Here is a 14512-nt window from a genome sequence, read left to right on the forward strand (position 1 = left end):
CAATTTATTTCATCTTAATCTTATCAAACTTAGTATCTTTTAAGCTCAGCTTGCCACGTAGTACATCGCCATACATACGAAAGTCACTAGCGAAGCTTTTCAAAGGAAACTTAAACGAAGCAGGTTTGTTTTTCTCAAAGAAAAAATGCCCAACCCACGCACAAGCATAGCCTGCTGCGATACCTTTTAATACAGGTCTAAAAGAGCGATTTTTTATAGACTTCGCCAGTCCCAATAAGCCAAAGCTACTGCCTGCAAAATGCAAGCGACGACAGGCCATATTTTGGTGCTCTGCTAAATAAAAATCATAAAATTTTTGTGGAGCAGGTGTATTCGTGGCTATAAGATCAGCGTTAGCCTCTTGAGCAACGTCGCTATCAGATTGAGTTCTGGTCTTAATATTGGTCTTAGCCGTTCGATTAGTCATAATAGCATCCTTTGCTAAAAAATCATTTGATATAAATAGAATATAGATTACGTCTAACTTAATAAAGTCCTACTGTAAAATTATTTGAACAGTCGCTAAGTTATTGTTATTTATAATATATTGGGTCAACTAAATGTAGCAAACCATGTGATATAACACAAGCATTTACTAGAGACTCAGCGTGATATAAGCGCAGTTTATTGGTGAGCGACAGCGCCTTGATTATCAATGCCTTGTCAGGGTATGGCATAAATGCTTTAATGACAAAACGTGTCGTTATTCGCCAAACTTCATCCATCATATAGGGTAACATTTTTTCTTATGCTCAAAACCCAGTTTACGAATCCAGCGCTTGCTAATGACGAGCTTATAGCCGCTATCGATATCGGTTCTAACAGCTTTCATTTAGCGATTGCACGCCTTGATCATGGTGAAGTCAGAAAAGTAGTGTCTTTGTCCGAAAAAGTGCAGCTAGCAGCAGGGTTGAACGAGCAAAATATTTTAAGTGCCGCCGCTGAGCGCCGTGGCCTTGATTGTCTAAGCCGCTTTGTTGCGCGCCTAGATTCGGTGCCAGCGGACCGGGTGCGTATTGTCGCCACCAACGCCTTGCGTCAAGCCAAAAATGCGGATGACTTTATCCAGCGCGCTAATGAGATACTCCCTAAGCCTATCGAGATTATCGCAGGACGCGAAGAAGCACGTTTAATTCATTTAGGCGTCTCTCATACCAATGCCAGTAGTGATAAGCGCTTAGTGATAGATATCGGAGGCGGTTCAACAGAGTTTATCATCGGTAAAGGCTTTGATCCGTTATTGACCGAAAGCTTACAGATGGGCTGTGTGGCATTTACCAAAAAATTCTTTGCAGATGGCGCAATCACCGATAAGGCTTTTAATGCCGCTATTGCTGCTGCGCGCAAAGAGGTCTTAGCCATCAATGGTCAGTATCAAAAAACAGGCTGGAATAGTGTTATCGGCTCTAGTGGTACTATCAAGGCGGTACGTAATGTGCTGGTCTCCAAAGGCTGGTCTGATGAGCAAGAGCGCATCACGTATAAAGGCGTCAAAAAATTAGAGAAACTCCTAATAAGCCTAGGCGATGTCAAAGATATCGAGCTTGAAGGAGTGAAAGAGCATCGTAAAGCGGTGTTCCCAGCTGGTGTTGCCGTATTACGTGCGACTATGAAAGTATTAGGTATTAGTACGATTGCCTACTCTGATGGAGCGCTACGTGAAGGCGTGATGTATGACATGCTCGGACGCTTTGCCAGTGAAGATGTCCGTGATCGTAGTGTGCTATCGCTGATCAAACGCTATTCAGTGGATAAAAAACAAGCTCGCCAAGTGGTCAGAACCAGCCGTTATTTATTTAAACAAGTCAAAAACAATTTGCATTTAACCAGTGATGATAGTGATTTGTTACGCCGTGCTGCCTACTTACACGAGATAGGCTTGGCCATCAGTCATAGTAACTATCATAAGCACAGCGCTTATTTATTAGAGAACTCTGATATTCCTGGATTCTCACAAGTCGATCAAAAGCGCATGGCGCAGCTAGTATTATCGCATCGGCGCAAACTCAAAGCCGATATGCTTGAGCAAACTTGCCTTATTGGCGGTGATCAGCTGATTTATTTATGTCTTTTGCTCAGACTTGCGGTTCTTGCCCATCATAGCCGTAGTGAATATGATCTGCCGAGTATGGAGCTGCTCATTACTGAGCCTAACTGCTGGCAAATCACCGTTAGCACTGAAAAAAAGCATTATGCTTTTTTATATTCAGATTTATATGCTGATATCGAACAGTTTGCAAAATGGGGTATTAAGTTAAGTGTCGTTGAAGCCAAAGTTAAAGCGGAAGCTTGATAGTTATGGTGAAACGCTAATTATTAACCTACTAAACGCCAACTATTAATATGTTAAACCACAAAGTAATAGTCGTTAAAATAGTCAGCTATAAAATAATCTAATTGATAACAAGCGCTAACTCAACTGTGCTACTATGCTTTTATTGAGTTTACATTTGTACTGCCGTGTGGTTTTTAAAGTGCTTTTATAAAAGTAAGGGCTAACGGCAACGAATAAATACTATATGCAGCCTTATATAAAACGACAAAAAGGATAAGTCTATGAGCACCGTTTGGGAAAGCGTTCAGCTGGCACGACATGCCAAGCGTCCATTATTTATGGATTATGTGAATCAGCTATTTACTGAGTTTGATACGTTGCACGGTGATCGTGCCTTTGCCGATGACAAAGCAATCATTGGCGGCTTAGCTCGTTTGGATGGTAAGCCGGTGATGGTTATCGGTCAACACCGTGGGCGTAGTACCCGTGAACGTCTTGAGCATAACTTTGGTATGGCCAATCCTGAGGGTTATCGTAAGGTGATTCGTTTAGTCAAGATGGCTGAGCGCTTTAACGTGCCAGTGATGACCTTTGTTGATACTCAAGGTGCCTATCCTGGTATTGGTGCTGAGGAGCGCGGTCAAGCGCAAGCAATCGCTGAGAGCATTGCCGTATTCTCAAGCTTAAGAGTGCCTATTATTGTGACCGTAGTCGGCGAGGGCGGCTCAGGTGGTGCGTTGGCTATTGGCGTCGGTGACAAGGTTAATATGCTCCAAAACAGCATCTATTCGGTCATCTCTCCTGAAGGCTGTGCGGCTATTCTTTGGAAGACGGCTGAAAAAGCACAAGATGCTAGTGAAGCATTAAAGCTAAACGCTATTAACTTGTATCAGCTAGGTATTATTGATGCGGTTATTGACGAAGGTGAGGGTGCACATTTGCAGCCACAACCTGTGATGAGTGCTTTAAAGAAATTATTATTAGAGCAATTAGATGAGCTACAAGCTATGGATGCTGACGCGCTTACTGAGCTACGCTATGAGAAGCTAAAAGCCTTTAACTCGGAAACTATGTTACCTGCTTAGTCGCTAATGATTACTTGCACTCACAAAAAGCGTACTACTTGATAGTGCGTTTTTTTGTGAGCGTTGTTTAGTTTATAATTCTGCACAAAGTACAGTATCAAATAAGGCTAAATATGAATAGTACTGCCATAAAGCCATATCCTATTGAGCCAATCACTATCCACGCGCATATGGATCAAACGCTTGCAAAGTCATTGTTAGCCAGTGCTAGTGAGTATAGTGAAAATTTACGAGGTCGCCGTATTTGGCTGGCCTGTAGCGGTGGGCGCGATTCTCTCGCTTTAGCGGCACTATGTGTGCAGCTCTATCAGCAAGGTAAGCTGAGTTTTTTGCCACAGCTGTTGCACGTTGATCATAACCTACAAGCCGATAGTCAGCTTTGGGCAGCGCATGTCGCAGGTTGGGCGCAAGCTCAGCAGCTATCTTGTACTATTTTGCAAGCAGAGGTAAAAGGTGGTGATGAGCAAGCGGCGCGAAAAGCACGTTATCAAGCAATGCTAGCCCATATCAATCAAGGCGATGTATTGTTATTAGCTCACCACGGCGATGACCAAGCTGAAACTATGCTGATGCGACTTATGCAAGGGGCTGGCGTCAAGGGCCTAGCCGCTATGCAAGCATGGCGTGAGCAATCGCAGGGCGCGCGACACAATGTACTGTGGCGACCTTGGCTGACAGTGCGTCGTACTACTATCAGCCGCTATGCTGAGCAATTACAGCTACCTTATATCGATGATCCGACCAATGAGGACGGGGATAATGTCCGCAGCCGTCTGCGCCGAAATGTCATGCCGCAACTCACGAATTATAATTCGAACGTCATAGAAAATATAGCTCGTAGTGCCCAACTACTTAGCGATGCGGCAGCGACCGTTGAATCGCAAGCCATGCAAGACTGGCAACAGACAGGTATCGAGGCATTAAGCTTAGCACCTGCTCAGCGCGTACTAGCTATCGATAAGTTAGCTGTTTTGCCTCGTTATCGACAGCGCCAACTGCTTCATTTTTGGCTAGCGCAAGATGAGCCACTACCGCCTACTAAGCAGTTGATTGATGAAGTAATGCTGTTAATTCAACGCCAAGATAATAATCATCAAACCCAGCTGGAATGGTATGCACAAAACCAGCGTTACAGTATTCGCCGCTACCGTGAGCAGCTGTATCGACTTAGCCAATCATGGCTTGACTGGCTAAGCGTAGCACCAGCTGCGCAGACCCAGCTTGTTTCTATGGATCAGGACACTGTCACTATAGATTTGCTTAAAGATGGCTGTATGCAAGATAAGCGCTATAGTTGGCAGCTGTCGTTGTCGTTAAGTGAGCTGGCATCAAGTGAGTTGGCATCAAGTGAGCTGGCATCAAGTGAGCTGGCATCGCTCCTATTAACGAAGAAGAATGAGTTAATCATAAAAGTTACAGCACTGACTCGCCAACAAAAGCTAAAAACTCAGTTGGCAGGACAGGCGCAGTCTGGCAAAAAACTCTACCAAACTCTAGGTGTGCCCCTTTGGTTACGCGAGAGTTTAGCCGTGATGAGCGTGATAACAACTGACTCTGAAACGACTATTGAGTTGCCGCTACTATTAATTTCCCCTTTTGATAGTTGGATGCTAGATACAGGCTCAGGTTTTAATACCCAAAAATTTGATTTGAAAACAGTGATTAACAATAATCTGTATTTGAACAATTAGCAGTGCTTAACGTCGCTGTTTTTCTGAATGCTTTAAGCTGGGATGCTAGATGTTTTAAGCGGTTTAATCAGAGCTTTATCGTTGATAGTAGTATTTGTCGTCACTAATTTATCAAACGGCCTTAAGGGCAGTATGCTAAACTAGCTGGCATTTTATAAGTGATTATCTTAGAATTTTAGCCAGAGATGGCTTAGATTTGCCCTTGTATATTTTTAATCGTTGCCGCTATGCCAATGTCGCCATTGTCTTAGTATCGTCAGGGTGGACCTCGTCAAGTGCAGTGATCGTTAGGAGAGTACTATGTCAGCACAAAATAATAATGCAAATAATCAATTGAACAGTCAATTAAAGAATAAAAAAATAAGCTTTATCGGTGGCGGTAATATGGCGCAGGCCTTGATTAGTGGTCTGATAGGCTGTGGTACTGACCCTAAAATGATTACTGTATCAGCGCCCAGTGCCGAGACTCGCGAGCAGTACGCTAGCCAAAATATGAATACCATTGATGCTAGCACTGAGCCAAAAGCGGCGGTTATTGATGCTGATGTGGTGGTGCTAGCAGTCAAGCCGCAAATGATGCAGAAAGTGGTCAGTGAGTTTGCCGATGCCCTGGATAACCAATTAGTTATCTCAGTAGCTGCTGGCCTGTCAACTGAGCTGTTATCTGAGATGCTAGGCGGCTACAGTAATATCGTACGCGCGATGCCAAACACACCATCGAAGATACAGATGGGCGCAACAGGACTTTATGCTACTGATAATATTAATGATCAGCAAAAGCAGCTTGCGACCGCAGTGATGCAAGCCTCAGGCCTTGTGATGTGGGTCGATAAAGAGGAGCAAATGCATGCGGTTACCGCTGTGGCTGGTTCTGCGCCCGCTTATATCTTCTACTTTATTGAGTCGATGGTCGATGGTGCTATTGCTTTAGGATTAGATCAAGAGCAAGCGTCAGCACTAGCGATGCAAACAGTACTTGGCACGGCGACTATGGCTCGAGGTAGTGAAGATAGTCCAAGTGAGCTACGTCGTAAAGTCACTTCTCACAAAGGCGCCACTCAAGCAGCTATCGAATCGATGCAGGCGAATGAAGTAGGCCGCCAAATCAGTGAGGCTATGCAAGCTTGTTACGATCGCAGTAAAGCGCTTGGCGAAGAGATGAAGAGTGATAAGTAATAACGAGTAGTTAGTAAAGCAGGAATAAAGGCCACGTTGTAGCCACTAACATTTATTAAGCTAAATTTTTATTACAAGCAAACTGAGTAGCGCTTCATGAACGATTTTCTATTACAAGTTTTCGACTTAGTCACCACTTTTGCGATGCTGCTAGTGTTCATACGCTTTATGTTGCAGTTCGCCGATATGGATGCCAGCGAGCCTTTGATTGCGCCCGCTTATAAAGCGACTCATATCGTTGATGTGTTCGGTCGCATTTTCCCAACAGTGGGCAATGGACGTATCAGTATTGCCGCTATCGTACTGATGTTTTTGATTCGTCTGATTGATATCTCTGGCAAGGCGGCATTGGCTAACAAAGGTATTGCGCCGATACCACTGTTCTTTCAAGGGTCCCTAAGCTTGATTTTGGACTTTTTGCGGATGTGTCGTTACTTAGTCATCGGCTCCATTATCGTCAGTTGGATTGTGGTGTTTACTCAATCCCAGCATCCTATCATTGGTATCATCATGCGCTTAGCGGAGCCAATTTTAGAACCGTTTCGTCGTATTATGCCAAATTTGGGTATGCTTGATTTGTCGCCAATTGCCGCTTTTTTCGCGTTTTATTTGATCGAGATCATGGTCGGTGCGGTTGCTAATAGCTTAATGCCAATGCTGGGGTAATAATACTAGGTCTTAATTAAAAAGATGATTTTAGTTATTAATAAAAAAGACGCTCTAAATAGGGCGTCTTTTTTACACTTACTATTAGAGTAATGTCTAAAATTCTTTAAATAGAATTTTCTATTATCGCATTCTAGCCACTGGTGCGCATGGCGCACTCTACAAAAGCTAAACTAAAATGATTGTTATCTTTTAAAACAAACAAAACGATTGGGTATAAGTTGAGCTTGTTTATCCTCAGGGTGAGGAGCATCAGCGGCAATCAAAGTTTGCGTAATCCAATTATCTGCCGCTTTAACCGCATCAATCAAGGCGTCACCCACGCTTAATCGTCCTGCGATAAAGCTGGCAAGCGAGCAGCCTGAACCATGAAACTCTCCTAGCAGGCGCGGTAATATGCTTTTGTGTACCATCTCGCCTTGCACATACAAATACTGCTCAATATCGCCACTGTCAAAGTCATGAGAGGTTTTGACCAGTACGGCATGACACCCCTCTGCGCACAGCTTTTTTGCACCGAGATGCAAGTCTTGCTCGCCGCTGAGTGCACGTAGCTCATGGGTGTTTGGGGTGATGATCGTTGCATAGGGTAGCAGTTGTCTAAACGCAGCGACTAGCGTCTGCTCATCGCCCAAGCTACCGCCACTATTGGCGACTAGTACTGGATCTAAGATAAAAGGCGTGTCTTTCGCGATAATCTGCTTAGCGAACAGCTCAGTGAGCATAGCGATATTATCAGTAGTGCCGAGCATGCCTGATTTAATAGCTTTGACAGGTAAATCATCTAGTACCGTAGTCGCTTGTGCTTGTACTAATTCAGCAGCACAAGCTTCAAAGCCGAGTACTTGCTGCGAGCTTTGAATAGTGATAGCCGTACAAGCGATAGCAGCATGAGCGCCTGCTTGACCGATAGCCTCGATGTCTGCTTGCAACCCAGCACCGCCAGAGGGATCTAATCCTGAAAAACACAATACTACGGGTCGCATAGCGCCTCCTTGTTTGCACATAGAATTTTAATTATTTTTAATGGTAAATTTTAATTGCTAATGACTATAGCGAGCTTGAGATCAAAAAGCCATAGTAAGTTCTAAAGCAATATACACAATAAGATCTCAATAAACTGACCTTATAAACTTTAGATGCCTAAATAAATCGTTATTATGGCAAAAGCGTCATAAAATTTGCATCCAAGGCTTGCAATTCATTTTAGCTTTGTTATAATACTGCCCACGACTAAGACGTATCATTAGCATCGATACTGTATTCTATCTCATAGAAGTCTTATCTCGCTTGGTGAAATGGGTGAGTGGCTGAAACCAGTTCCCTGCTAAGGAACCATACGTTTGCGCGTATCGAGGGTTCGAATCCCTCTTTCACCTCCATTTATTCGGTTGTTTATAGATTTACAATATAGCTTATTACGGTTAGTTGCTATTAACAGTGTTTGATTAGAAATAATTTTACTTTTACTAATAAAAATATTGACACTAGCTATATTATCTATATAATAGCCAACTTAATTTGCTGCAAAAGTTACTAACTTAGCAGTAGATAATGTGCAAAATACGCGCCCGTAGCTCAGTTGGATAGAGCACTTGGCTACGAACTAAGGGGTCGGGAGTTCGAATCTCTCCGGGCGCACCATTTGCATTATCACAAGCTTAAAGCAACACCTAAATCAATCGCCTGTCTTATGACACTTTGGCGATTTTTTTATGTCTGCAGGTTTTATATAGCATATGAAGCGGGTTAGTTTATTATAGCGCCGCTTTGGCTTCATGCCTGCACACAAAGTAAGCATAAGCTATGCTAAAGGCTTTTGATTACGCCAAAGGCTTCTTATTACGCAAAGGCTTTGATTACGCTACAATAGTCACCATATAACTAATTGTTATTTAAAATTTTTTATTATTCAAATCTATATAATATCTAAACCTTTAGGCTATCTATACTATGTCAAAGAGTACGTCAAAAGCGAGTGCAAAACCTAAGCTACAGCGAAAGGCGCGTCCCACGCAAACACCTGAAATTGAAGAGCCGACCATTGCCAGTCCAACGGAGCGGGTTATCGCTATCGTCTATGACGGTATGCTCATCCTAGCGCTGCTATTCTTGGTTGGGACGGTGTTAACGGTGATCGGTACACTATTGACCATGCAAACGGGTACTGAGTCAGCACAGGCGCAGTCATTACCGACTTGGTATCAGAACTTTATTATGACACCGTCATTTATATTGACGTTAGTAGGGTTCTATGGCCTGTTTTGGCGACGTAGTGGGCAGACTTTAGGAATGCAGACATGGCGGCTCAAAACGGTCAATAATAGCGGTCATCTATTAACTTGGAAACAGTCTTTTAGACGTATCTTAGCGGCCTGCTTGATGCCCTTATTATGCGGGCTTATCGGCAGCTTAATTGGCGGTTCAAGAGCGGTATTATTACTCAGTGCAGTTTTTGGACTGATGTTTAACTATATATTTTGCTTGTTTAATCGCCGTGGTATTGCGGTACAAGATATGTTATCGAATACCATTACTTTAAAGATGCCTAAACAGCAGCATGAAGGGTTATGGAGCGGATTTAAGAACCGTAAGAAAAATAAATAATTAGGGCGTGTTGAATAAAATATTAAAAGGGCTTGTTTGACATATCAAACAAGCCCTTTTAATATTTTAAATACGAATCCGTAAAGATAAGAATTTAAATCTAAGCACCTTCATCATATCAACTAATCTACATGCTGACGGTTCTAATAAGCATAAAGGTATAGCCGACAAAGAATAAAATCAACGTTATACCAGAGCCCTGAGCAAATTTGCGCTTAGTCTTGTAAGTAAATAGACACATTGCAAATAGCAATAGAGTTATCAAACCCATAACCACTATATCGCGTGATAAAATAATGGCATTTGGCGTAATAGGAGCGATCAATGCCGCTAACCCCACAACACCCAAAGTATTAAAGATATTAGAGCCGATAATGTTGCCCAGCGCCATATCATGCTCGCCTTTGCGAGCGGCTGAGATACTAGCAACCAATTCAGGCAATGAAGTACCCACTGCGACAATCGTCAAGCCAATAATCAACTCACTCAGGCCCCAAAGCGTTGCCAATTCCACCGCGCCCCAAACGATAGCACGTGAGCTTAATACTAGTACCAATAAACCAAGAAACAATCTGCCAAGTCCACCTGCCATGCTGTGTTCAGCTTGTGTAGTGTCCTCTATAGTATCGTCTTCATGCTCATGGTTACCTTCACGTAGGCTTAATACAATCTGAATACCCAATACGGCCACTAGTAAGGCTATGAGCACCATACCGTCAGCATTACTCAGAGTTCCGTCACTGAGCTGCCAAGCCGCCACAGCAGTCACAAATAGCAGTAATGGCATATCACGATTGATAATGCTTTTACGAATGATGATCGGACTGATTAATACCGTTGCCCCTAATACTAGAGCGATATTGATAATATTAGAGCCATAAGCATTACCTAATGCCAGCTCAGGGCTACCTTCTAATGCGGCGAGTACCGATACCACCATCTCTGGTGCTGACGTTCCTAGCCCTAATATGACGACCCCAATCAAAAAGCTCGGTACATTGAGCTTATTGGCTAAGGCTACCGCGCCATCGATAAAAACATCGGCACTCCACACCAAAATTGCTAAACCTACAACTACTGCCAGTATTGCCAGCCACATCTAAGTGATCCTCTATTAAGAATAATTTTTTGATAAATTAATTTGCGAATAAATAGGTATAAAAAAAGCTGAACCTTAATTTAGATTCAGCTTTAATATTAGCATAAGTTTTATTTTACGATAATTTTGACTTAAGATAAATATAGACTGGTTCAGTTTTATTAAACAATTAATAAACTTGATTCAGCAATATTGAACCGAAAAATAGCTTAGCCAGCTTATAAGTTTTACGCCACTTGCACAGGGATAATATTCGCAGTATCTTTTACGGTATTGTCTTCGTTGCAATAGACCAGTCTAGGCTCATAAGTAGCAGCTTCTACTTCATCAAAATGAGCATAAGCACAAATGATGACGATATCGCCTAAATCTGCCATATGAGCGGCTGCACCATTCAATGAGATGATGCCTGAACCTGCCTCAGCGCGGATAGCATAAGTGCGAAAGCGTTTGCCATTAGTGACATTGTAGATATCGATAGATTCGTTCTCACGTAGACCTGCAAGATCTAACAAATCGCTATCGATACCACATGAGCCTTCGTAATGTAGCTCAGCATGGGTAACACGAGCGCGATGCAATTTGCATTTGAGCATATTAAGTAGCATAAGGTGCTTCCTTAGTGAATCTGATAATAAATAAAACTAATAATAAGTGAAACTAACAATGATTATAACTGAAACTGACGATAAGCCACTGATACTTAATGACTAAACTAAGGCATTAATGGGGACAATATCCAAAAATTCAAATGTTAAATTATGGGTCGAGTCATTCATTGGGCTTTAGGGTCTGTTGAACATTCATAAATGAGCACTGCTGATAGCTAAAATGGTTCTAGTCTAAGTAAAAATCGCAGGTAATGCAGATGCCTTGGCTAGATTTTTACAACGAATAGGGCAATTTTAGTATCAGCCTGCAAGGACAGGTCGCTTTTTTGCCGATTCGTCATTAAAAAGATCCGCTTAGAATGACTAAACTAGATATTTTTAATCTAGAATCGCCTAAAAAATAGTCTCTGTCAGTGCCAAGATCGAATGTTCAACAGACCCTAGTTAACAGCAGTTTTTTACAGTAGGCGTATCATACCCTATCAATCAGGACATTTAAAACCATTAATGTGTTCACGCGCGCGTTCAATTTTGCCATCTAGTAACAGCGGCAAAGCTTCAAAAGCAGCACTCAATGCGCTATCAATAGCGATCTGCTCATTAGGAGCTGCTTTAGAGAGTACATGACCACTAACCTTGGACTTGTGCCCTGGATGACCGATACCGACGCGCAAACGATGAAAGTCATTGCCAATATGTGGGGTAATGTCACGTAGGCCATTATGCCCACCATGCCCGCCAGCCGTTTTGAGCTTGATGCTACCCGCTGGAATGTCCAGCTCATCATGGGCGATCAATATCTCATCATTGCTGATATTATAAAAATTCACCATCGGTACCACAGATTGACCCGACTTGTTCATAAAGGTAAGCGGCAGAAGCAAACGCACATCGTGCCCGTGAATCTGCCCACGTCCTGTAACACCATGGAACTTTTTATCATGTGAGAGCGATATATTAAACTGATGCGCTAGATGCTGCACGAACCAAAATCCAGCATTATGACGGGTGTATTGATATTGCTCGCCAGGATTACCAAGACCGACAATAAGCTTAATAGACATAGGAATGCTCTGCTGAAATATTAAAGTTAATGAATTTTAAAAAATAAACTTTAAAAAAATAACATTAAGTTCTTTTGAGTACTGTGAATACTATGAGTTACTTTTTTAAAATGTAGTCATAAAAAATAAATGATACAAAAACAGCAGGAGATAGCTATCCCCTGCTGCTTTTTGATTAAGTCACTTTTTTGTTCTAACGTAATGAATAACCTACGCTATAACAAAACAAGTGCTATTCTTCGCCGTCTTTATCTTCGTCAGCAGCTTCGCTGTCGCCATCTTGCTCAGTCGCTGGTACATCAGCTGCATCAACTTCATCAGCATCTTCGTCAACTTCTTCAACCGTTGGTGGCTGCATGTTAACGATAGTACGATCATGACCATCTTCAAGCTCAAGCTCTACGATCACAGCGCCTTCAGGTAGATTAACATCTGATAGACGGAATAGATCACCGATTTCCATACCTGATACGTCGATTTCTAGGTACTCAGGTAATTGTGAAGGTAAGCAAGAGATTTCGATATCTGATACTAGTGTAGATAAGATGCCGCCCTTAGCAGTACCTGGCGCTTCTTCACGGCCAGAGAAATGCACAGGGATGTTGATCGTAATCTTCTGACCTTTTACAATGCGCTGAAAGTCAGCATGCATTGGAAAGCCTTTAGCTGGATGGCGCTGCAAGTCTTTGATAAAAACTTGCGACTCATCACCCTTATCAGTAGTGATAGTCAAGATTTGTGAAAAGAAGGCTTCGTATTCAAGCGACTTTACCATCTCATTTAGTTTGATTGAGATAGCGACTGGCTCTTCACCACCACCATAAATGATAGCAGGAACTAGATTCTGCTTACGTAGGCGGCGGCTCGCACCTTTACCTTGTTGTTCAGCAGAGCGGTCAACCGCGTTAATTGCAAAATGATCAATAGCCATGGGATTAATCCTATAGGAAGTAAGTAAAGTATCTACCAAAAAAATAAACTTGCGACCAGTTTACTGCTGGATAATCGATACGGATATAGTACTGATTTAGAGTATAAAAAAGGTACTAATTAAGAAGTATGCATTGTGTCGCTAGGCTTAAAATTATTAAGTCTAAAGTTATTGAACCTAAAAACCGTAAAAATAAGCAATGTTAGCTAGTAATGAATACAGGCGCGTATTATACGTGGTTTTGTAGCAATAAGAAAGACATACAAAAAGTCAGCGCTAAAAAATGACTTTTAGCGCTGACTTTAACTAATAACTAGCGTCTGCAAAATTTAAGCGTCAAACATCGCACTAATAGATTCTTCGTTATTAATACGACGTAAGCTCTCAGCCAACATCGGTGCGATAGATATTTGGCGGATTTTACTACAAGCAGCAGCCTCATCAGATAATGGAATAGTATCCGTCACGACGATCTCATCCAATGCAGAGTCGCTAATGTTTTTGAGGGCATTACCCGATAACACAGGGTGAGTAATATAAGCCAATACGCGGCGAGCACCACTATCTTTTAACGCCTGCGCCGCTTTACATAAAGTACCTGCGGTATCGACCATATCATCAACAATCACACAGTCACGATCACGGACATCACCGATGATATTCATGACCTGCGACTCATTAGCGCGTGCACGACGCTTATCAATGATAGCCAAATCAGCATCGCCTAATTGCTTAGCCATCGCCCGCGCACGCACTACGCCACCGACATCGGGGGAGACCACCATAATGTTATCGTAGTCTTGTTTTTCAAGATCATTGAGTAGCACAGGAGTGGCGTAGATGTTATCAACAGGAATATCAAAGAAGCCCTGAATCTGATCCGAATGCAAGTCAACGGTCATCACGCGATCAATGCTGACAATGTTGAGCATATCAGCGACGACTTTGGCAGAAATGGGCACACGAGCAGAACGAGGACGACGATCTTGGCGAGCATAACCAAAGTAGGGGATAACAGCCGTGATACGACCTGCGCTTGAACGACGCAAAGCGTCAGCCATCATCATGATTTCCATTAGGTTATCATTGGTAGGTGCACACGTCGGTTGCATGATAAATACATCTTTACCGCGCACGTGTTCTTTGATTTCTACAGCAATTTCGCCGTCAGAAAAACGCGTGATATCAGCTTTACCTAGAGGAATATGCAGGTGGTCGGCTACGGTTTTTGCAAGTTCAGGGTGGGCAGTACCCGTAAAAATCGCCAGATATGGCATGACTAAGTCCTATTGAGTGACTCAAGCAGC

At 42.6% G+C, this 14512-nt stretch carries 13 protein-coding genes and 2 tRNA genes; 8 read left to right on the forward strand and 7 right to left on the reverse strand.

The window, feature by feature from the left end; all coding sequences use genetic code 11:
* Positions 1-4 precede the first annotated feature (4 nt).
* Positions 5-427 (reverse strand): DUF962 domain-containing protein, encoded by a 423-nt coding sequence (locus Q9G97_RS01025; RefSeq protein ID WP_305899375.1) that lies wholly within the window; start codon positions 425-427, stop codon positions 5-7.
* A 321-nt stretch (positions 428-748) separates the two neighbouring features.
* Between Q9G97_RS01025 and ppx the strand changes: the two genes are divergently transcribed.
* From ppx to Q9G97_RS01050, 5 genes are all read left to right on the forward strand, one after another.
* Complete coding sequence (gene ppx, locus Q9G97_RS01030) at positions 749-2293, forward strand: exopolyphosphatase (protein WP_305899376.1); 1545 nt, start codon at positions 749-751, stop codon at positions 2291-2293.
* A 263-nt stretch (positions 2294-2556) separates the two neighbouring features.
* Positions 2557-3360 (forward strand): acetyl-CoA carboxylase carboxyltransferase subunit alpha, encoded by an 804-nt coding sequence (locus tag Q9G97_RS01035; protein WP_305899377.1) that lies wholly within the window; start codon positions 2557-2559, stop codon positions 3358-3360.
* A 113-nt stretch (positions 3361-3473) separates the two neighbouring features.
* Entirely contained in the window at positions 3474-5051 is a 1578-nt protein-coding gene (tilS, locus tag Q9G97_RS01040) for a tRNA lysidine(34) synthetase TilS (RefSeq protein ID WP_305899378.1), read from the forward strand.
* Positions 5052-5351: 300 nt separating this feature from the next.
* A complete protein-coding gene (gene proC / locus Q9G97_RS01045) occupies positions 5352-6227 on the forward strand; it encodes a pyrroline-5-carboxylate reductase (RefSeq protein WP_305899379.1) in 876 nt (291 codons plus the stop codon).
* A 96-nt stretch (positions 6228-6323) separates the two neighbouring features.
* The gene (locus Q9G97_RS01050; RefSeq protein WP_201571117.1) at positions 6324-6893 is read left to right on the forward strand and encodes a YggT family protein; all 570 of its coding nucleotides are present in this window, start codon (positions 6324-6326) and stop codon (positions 6891-6893) included.
* A 185-nt stretch (positions 6894-7078) separates the two neighbouring features.
* Here the strand turns inward: Q9G97_RS01050 and Q9G97_RS01055 are convergent, their stop codons facing one another.
* Entirely contained in the window at positions 7079-7879 is an 801-nt protein-coding gene (locus Q9G97_RS01055) for a hydroxymethylpyrimidine/phosphomethylpyrimidine kinase (protein WP_305899380.1), read from the reverse strand.
* Between the two features lie 306 nt (positions 7880-8185).
* Between Q9G97_RS01055 and Q9G97_RS01060 the strand changes: the two genes are divergently transcribed.
* The 3 genes from Q9G97_RS01060 (at position 8186) to Q9G97_RS01070 (ending at position 9500) form a co-directional block, all read left to right on the forward strand.
* Positions 8186-8275, forward strand: a tRNA-Ser gene (locus Q9G97_RS01060).
* 185 nt (positions 8276-8460) lie between these two features.
* Positions 8461-8537, forward strand: a tRNA-Arg gene (locus tag Q9G97_RS01065).
* 309 nt (positions 8538-8846) lie between these two features.
* Positions 8847-9500, forward strand: coding sequence for an RDD family protein (locus Q9G97_RS01070; protein WP_305899381.1), 654 nt, complete (start codon positions 8847-8849; stop codon positions 9498-9500).
* Positions 9501-9627: 127 nt separating this feature from the next.
* Here the strand turns inward: Q9G97_RS01070 and Q9G97_RS01075 are convergent, their stop codons facing one another.
* From Q9G97_RS01075 to Q9G97_RS01095, 5 genes are all read right to left on the reverse strand, one after another.
* A complete protein-coding gene (locus tag Q9G97_RS01075) occupies positions 9628-10599 on the reverse strand; it encodes a calcium/sodium antiporter (protein ID WP_305899382.1) in 972 nt (323 codons plus the stop codon).
* A 227-nt stretch (positions 10600-10826) separates the two neighbouring features.
* On the reverse strand, positions 10827-11207 hold the full coding sequence (gene panD / locus Q9G97_RS01080; protein WP_201571126.1) for an aspartate 1-decarboxylase: 381 nt from the start codon (positions 11205-11207) through the stop codon (positions 10827-10829).
* A 485-nt stretch (positions 11208-11692) separates the two neighbouring features.
* Positions 11693-12274: an aminoacyl-tRNA hydrolase gene (gene pth, locus Q9G97_RS01085; RefSeq protein ID WP_305899383.1), complete on the reverse strand. Its 582-nt coding sequence runs from the start codon at positions 12272-12274 to the stop codon at positions 11693-11695.
* Between the two features lie 232 nt (positions 12275-12506).
* Complete coding sequence (locus Q9G97_RS01090; RefSeq protein ID WP_201571128.1) at positions 12507-13205, reverse strand: 50S ribosomal protein L25/general stress protein Ctc; 699 nt, start codon at positions 13203-13205, stop codon at positions 12507-12509.
* 329 nt (positions 13206-13534) lie between these two features.
* Positions 13535-14482, reverse strand: a complete 948-nt coding sequence (locus tag Q9G97_RS01095; RefSeq protein ID WP_201571129.1) for a ribose-phosphate pyrophosphokinase — start codon at positions 14480-14482, stop codon at positions 13535-13537.
* Positions 14483-14512 lie beyond the last annotated feature (30 nt).

The organism is Psychrobacter sp. M13, assembly GCF_030718935.1.
Classification (GTDB): Bacteria; Pseudomonadota; Gammaproteobacteria; order Pseudomonadales; family Moraxellaceae; genus Psychrobacter; species Psychrobacter immobilis_G.

Coding starts and splice junctions, on each gene's coding strand:
- Q9G97_RS01090 (WP_201571128.1), bottom strand. CDS start 13,205: ATGGCTATTGATCATTTTGCAATTAACGCGGTTGACCGCTCTGCTGAA.
- tilS (WP_305899378.1), top strand. CDS start 3,474: ATGAATAGTACTGCCATAAAGCCATATCCTATTGAGCCAATCACTATC.
- ppx (WP_305899376.1), top strand. CDS start 749: ATGCTCAAAACCCAGTTTACGAATCCAGCGCTTGCTAATGACGAGCTT.
- Q9G97_RS01055 (WP_305899380.1), bottom strand. CDS start 7,879: ATGCGACCCGTAGTATTGTGTTTTTCAGGATTAGATCCCTCTGGCGGT.
- Q9G97_RS01095 (WP_201571129.1), bottom strand. CDS start 14,482: ATGCCATATCTGGCGATTTTTACGGGTACTGCCCACCCTGAACTTGCA.
- pth (WP_305899383.1), bottom strand. CDS start 12,274: ATGTCTATTAAGCTTATTGTCGGTCTTGGTAATCCTGGCGAGCAATAT.
- Q9G97_RS01035 (WP_305899377.1), top strand. CDS start 2,557: ATGAGCACCGTTTGGGAAAGCGTTCAGCTGGCACGACATGCCAAGCGT.
- Q9G97_RS01075 (WP_305899382.1), bottom strand. CDS start 10,599: ATGTGGCTGGCAATACTGGCAGTAGTTGTAGGTTTAGCAATTTTGGTG.
- Q9G97_RS01070 (WP_305899381.1), top strand. CDS start 8,847: ATGTCAAAGAGTACGTCAAAAGCGAGTGCAAAACCTAAGCTACAGCGA.
- proC (WP_305899379.1), top strand. CDS start 5,352: ATGTCAGCACAAAATAATAATGCAAATAATCAATTGAACAGTCAATTA.
- Q9G97_RS01050 (WP_201571117.1), top strand. CDS start 6,324: ATGAACGATTTTCTATTACAAGTTTTCGACTTAGTCACCACTTTTGCG.
- Q9G97_RS01025 (WP_305899375.1), bottom strand. CDS start 427: ATGACTAATCGAACGGCTAAGACCAATATTAAGACCAGAACTCAATCT.
- panD (WP_201571126.1), bottom strand. CDS start 11,207: ATGCTACTTAATATGCTCAAATGCAAATTGCATCGCGCTCGTGTTACC.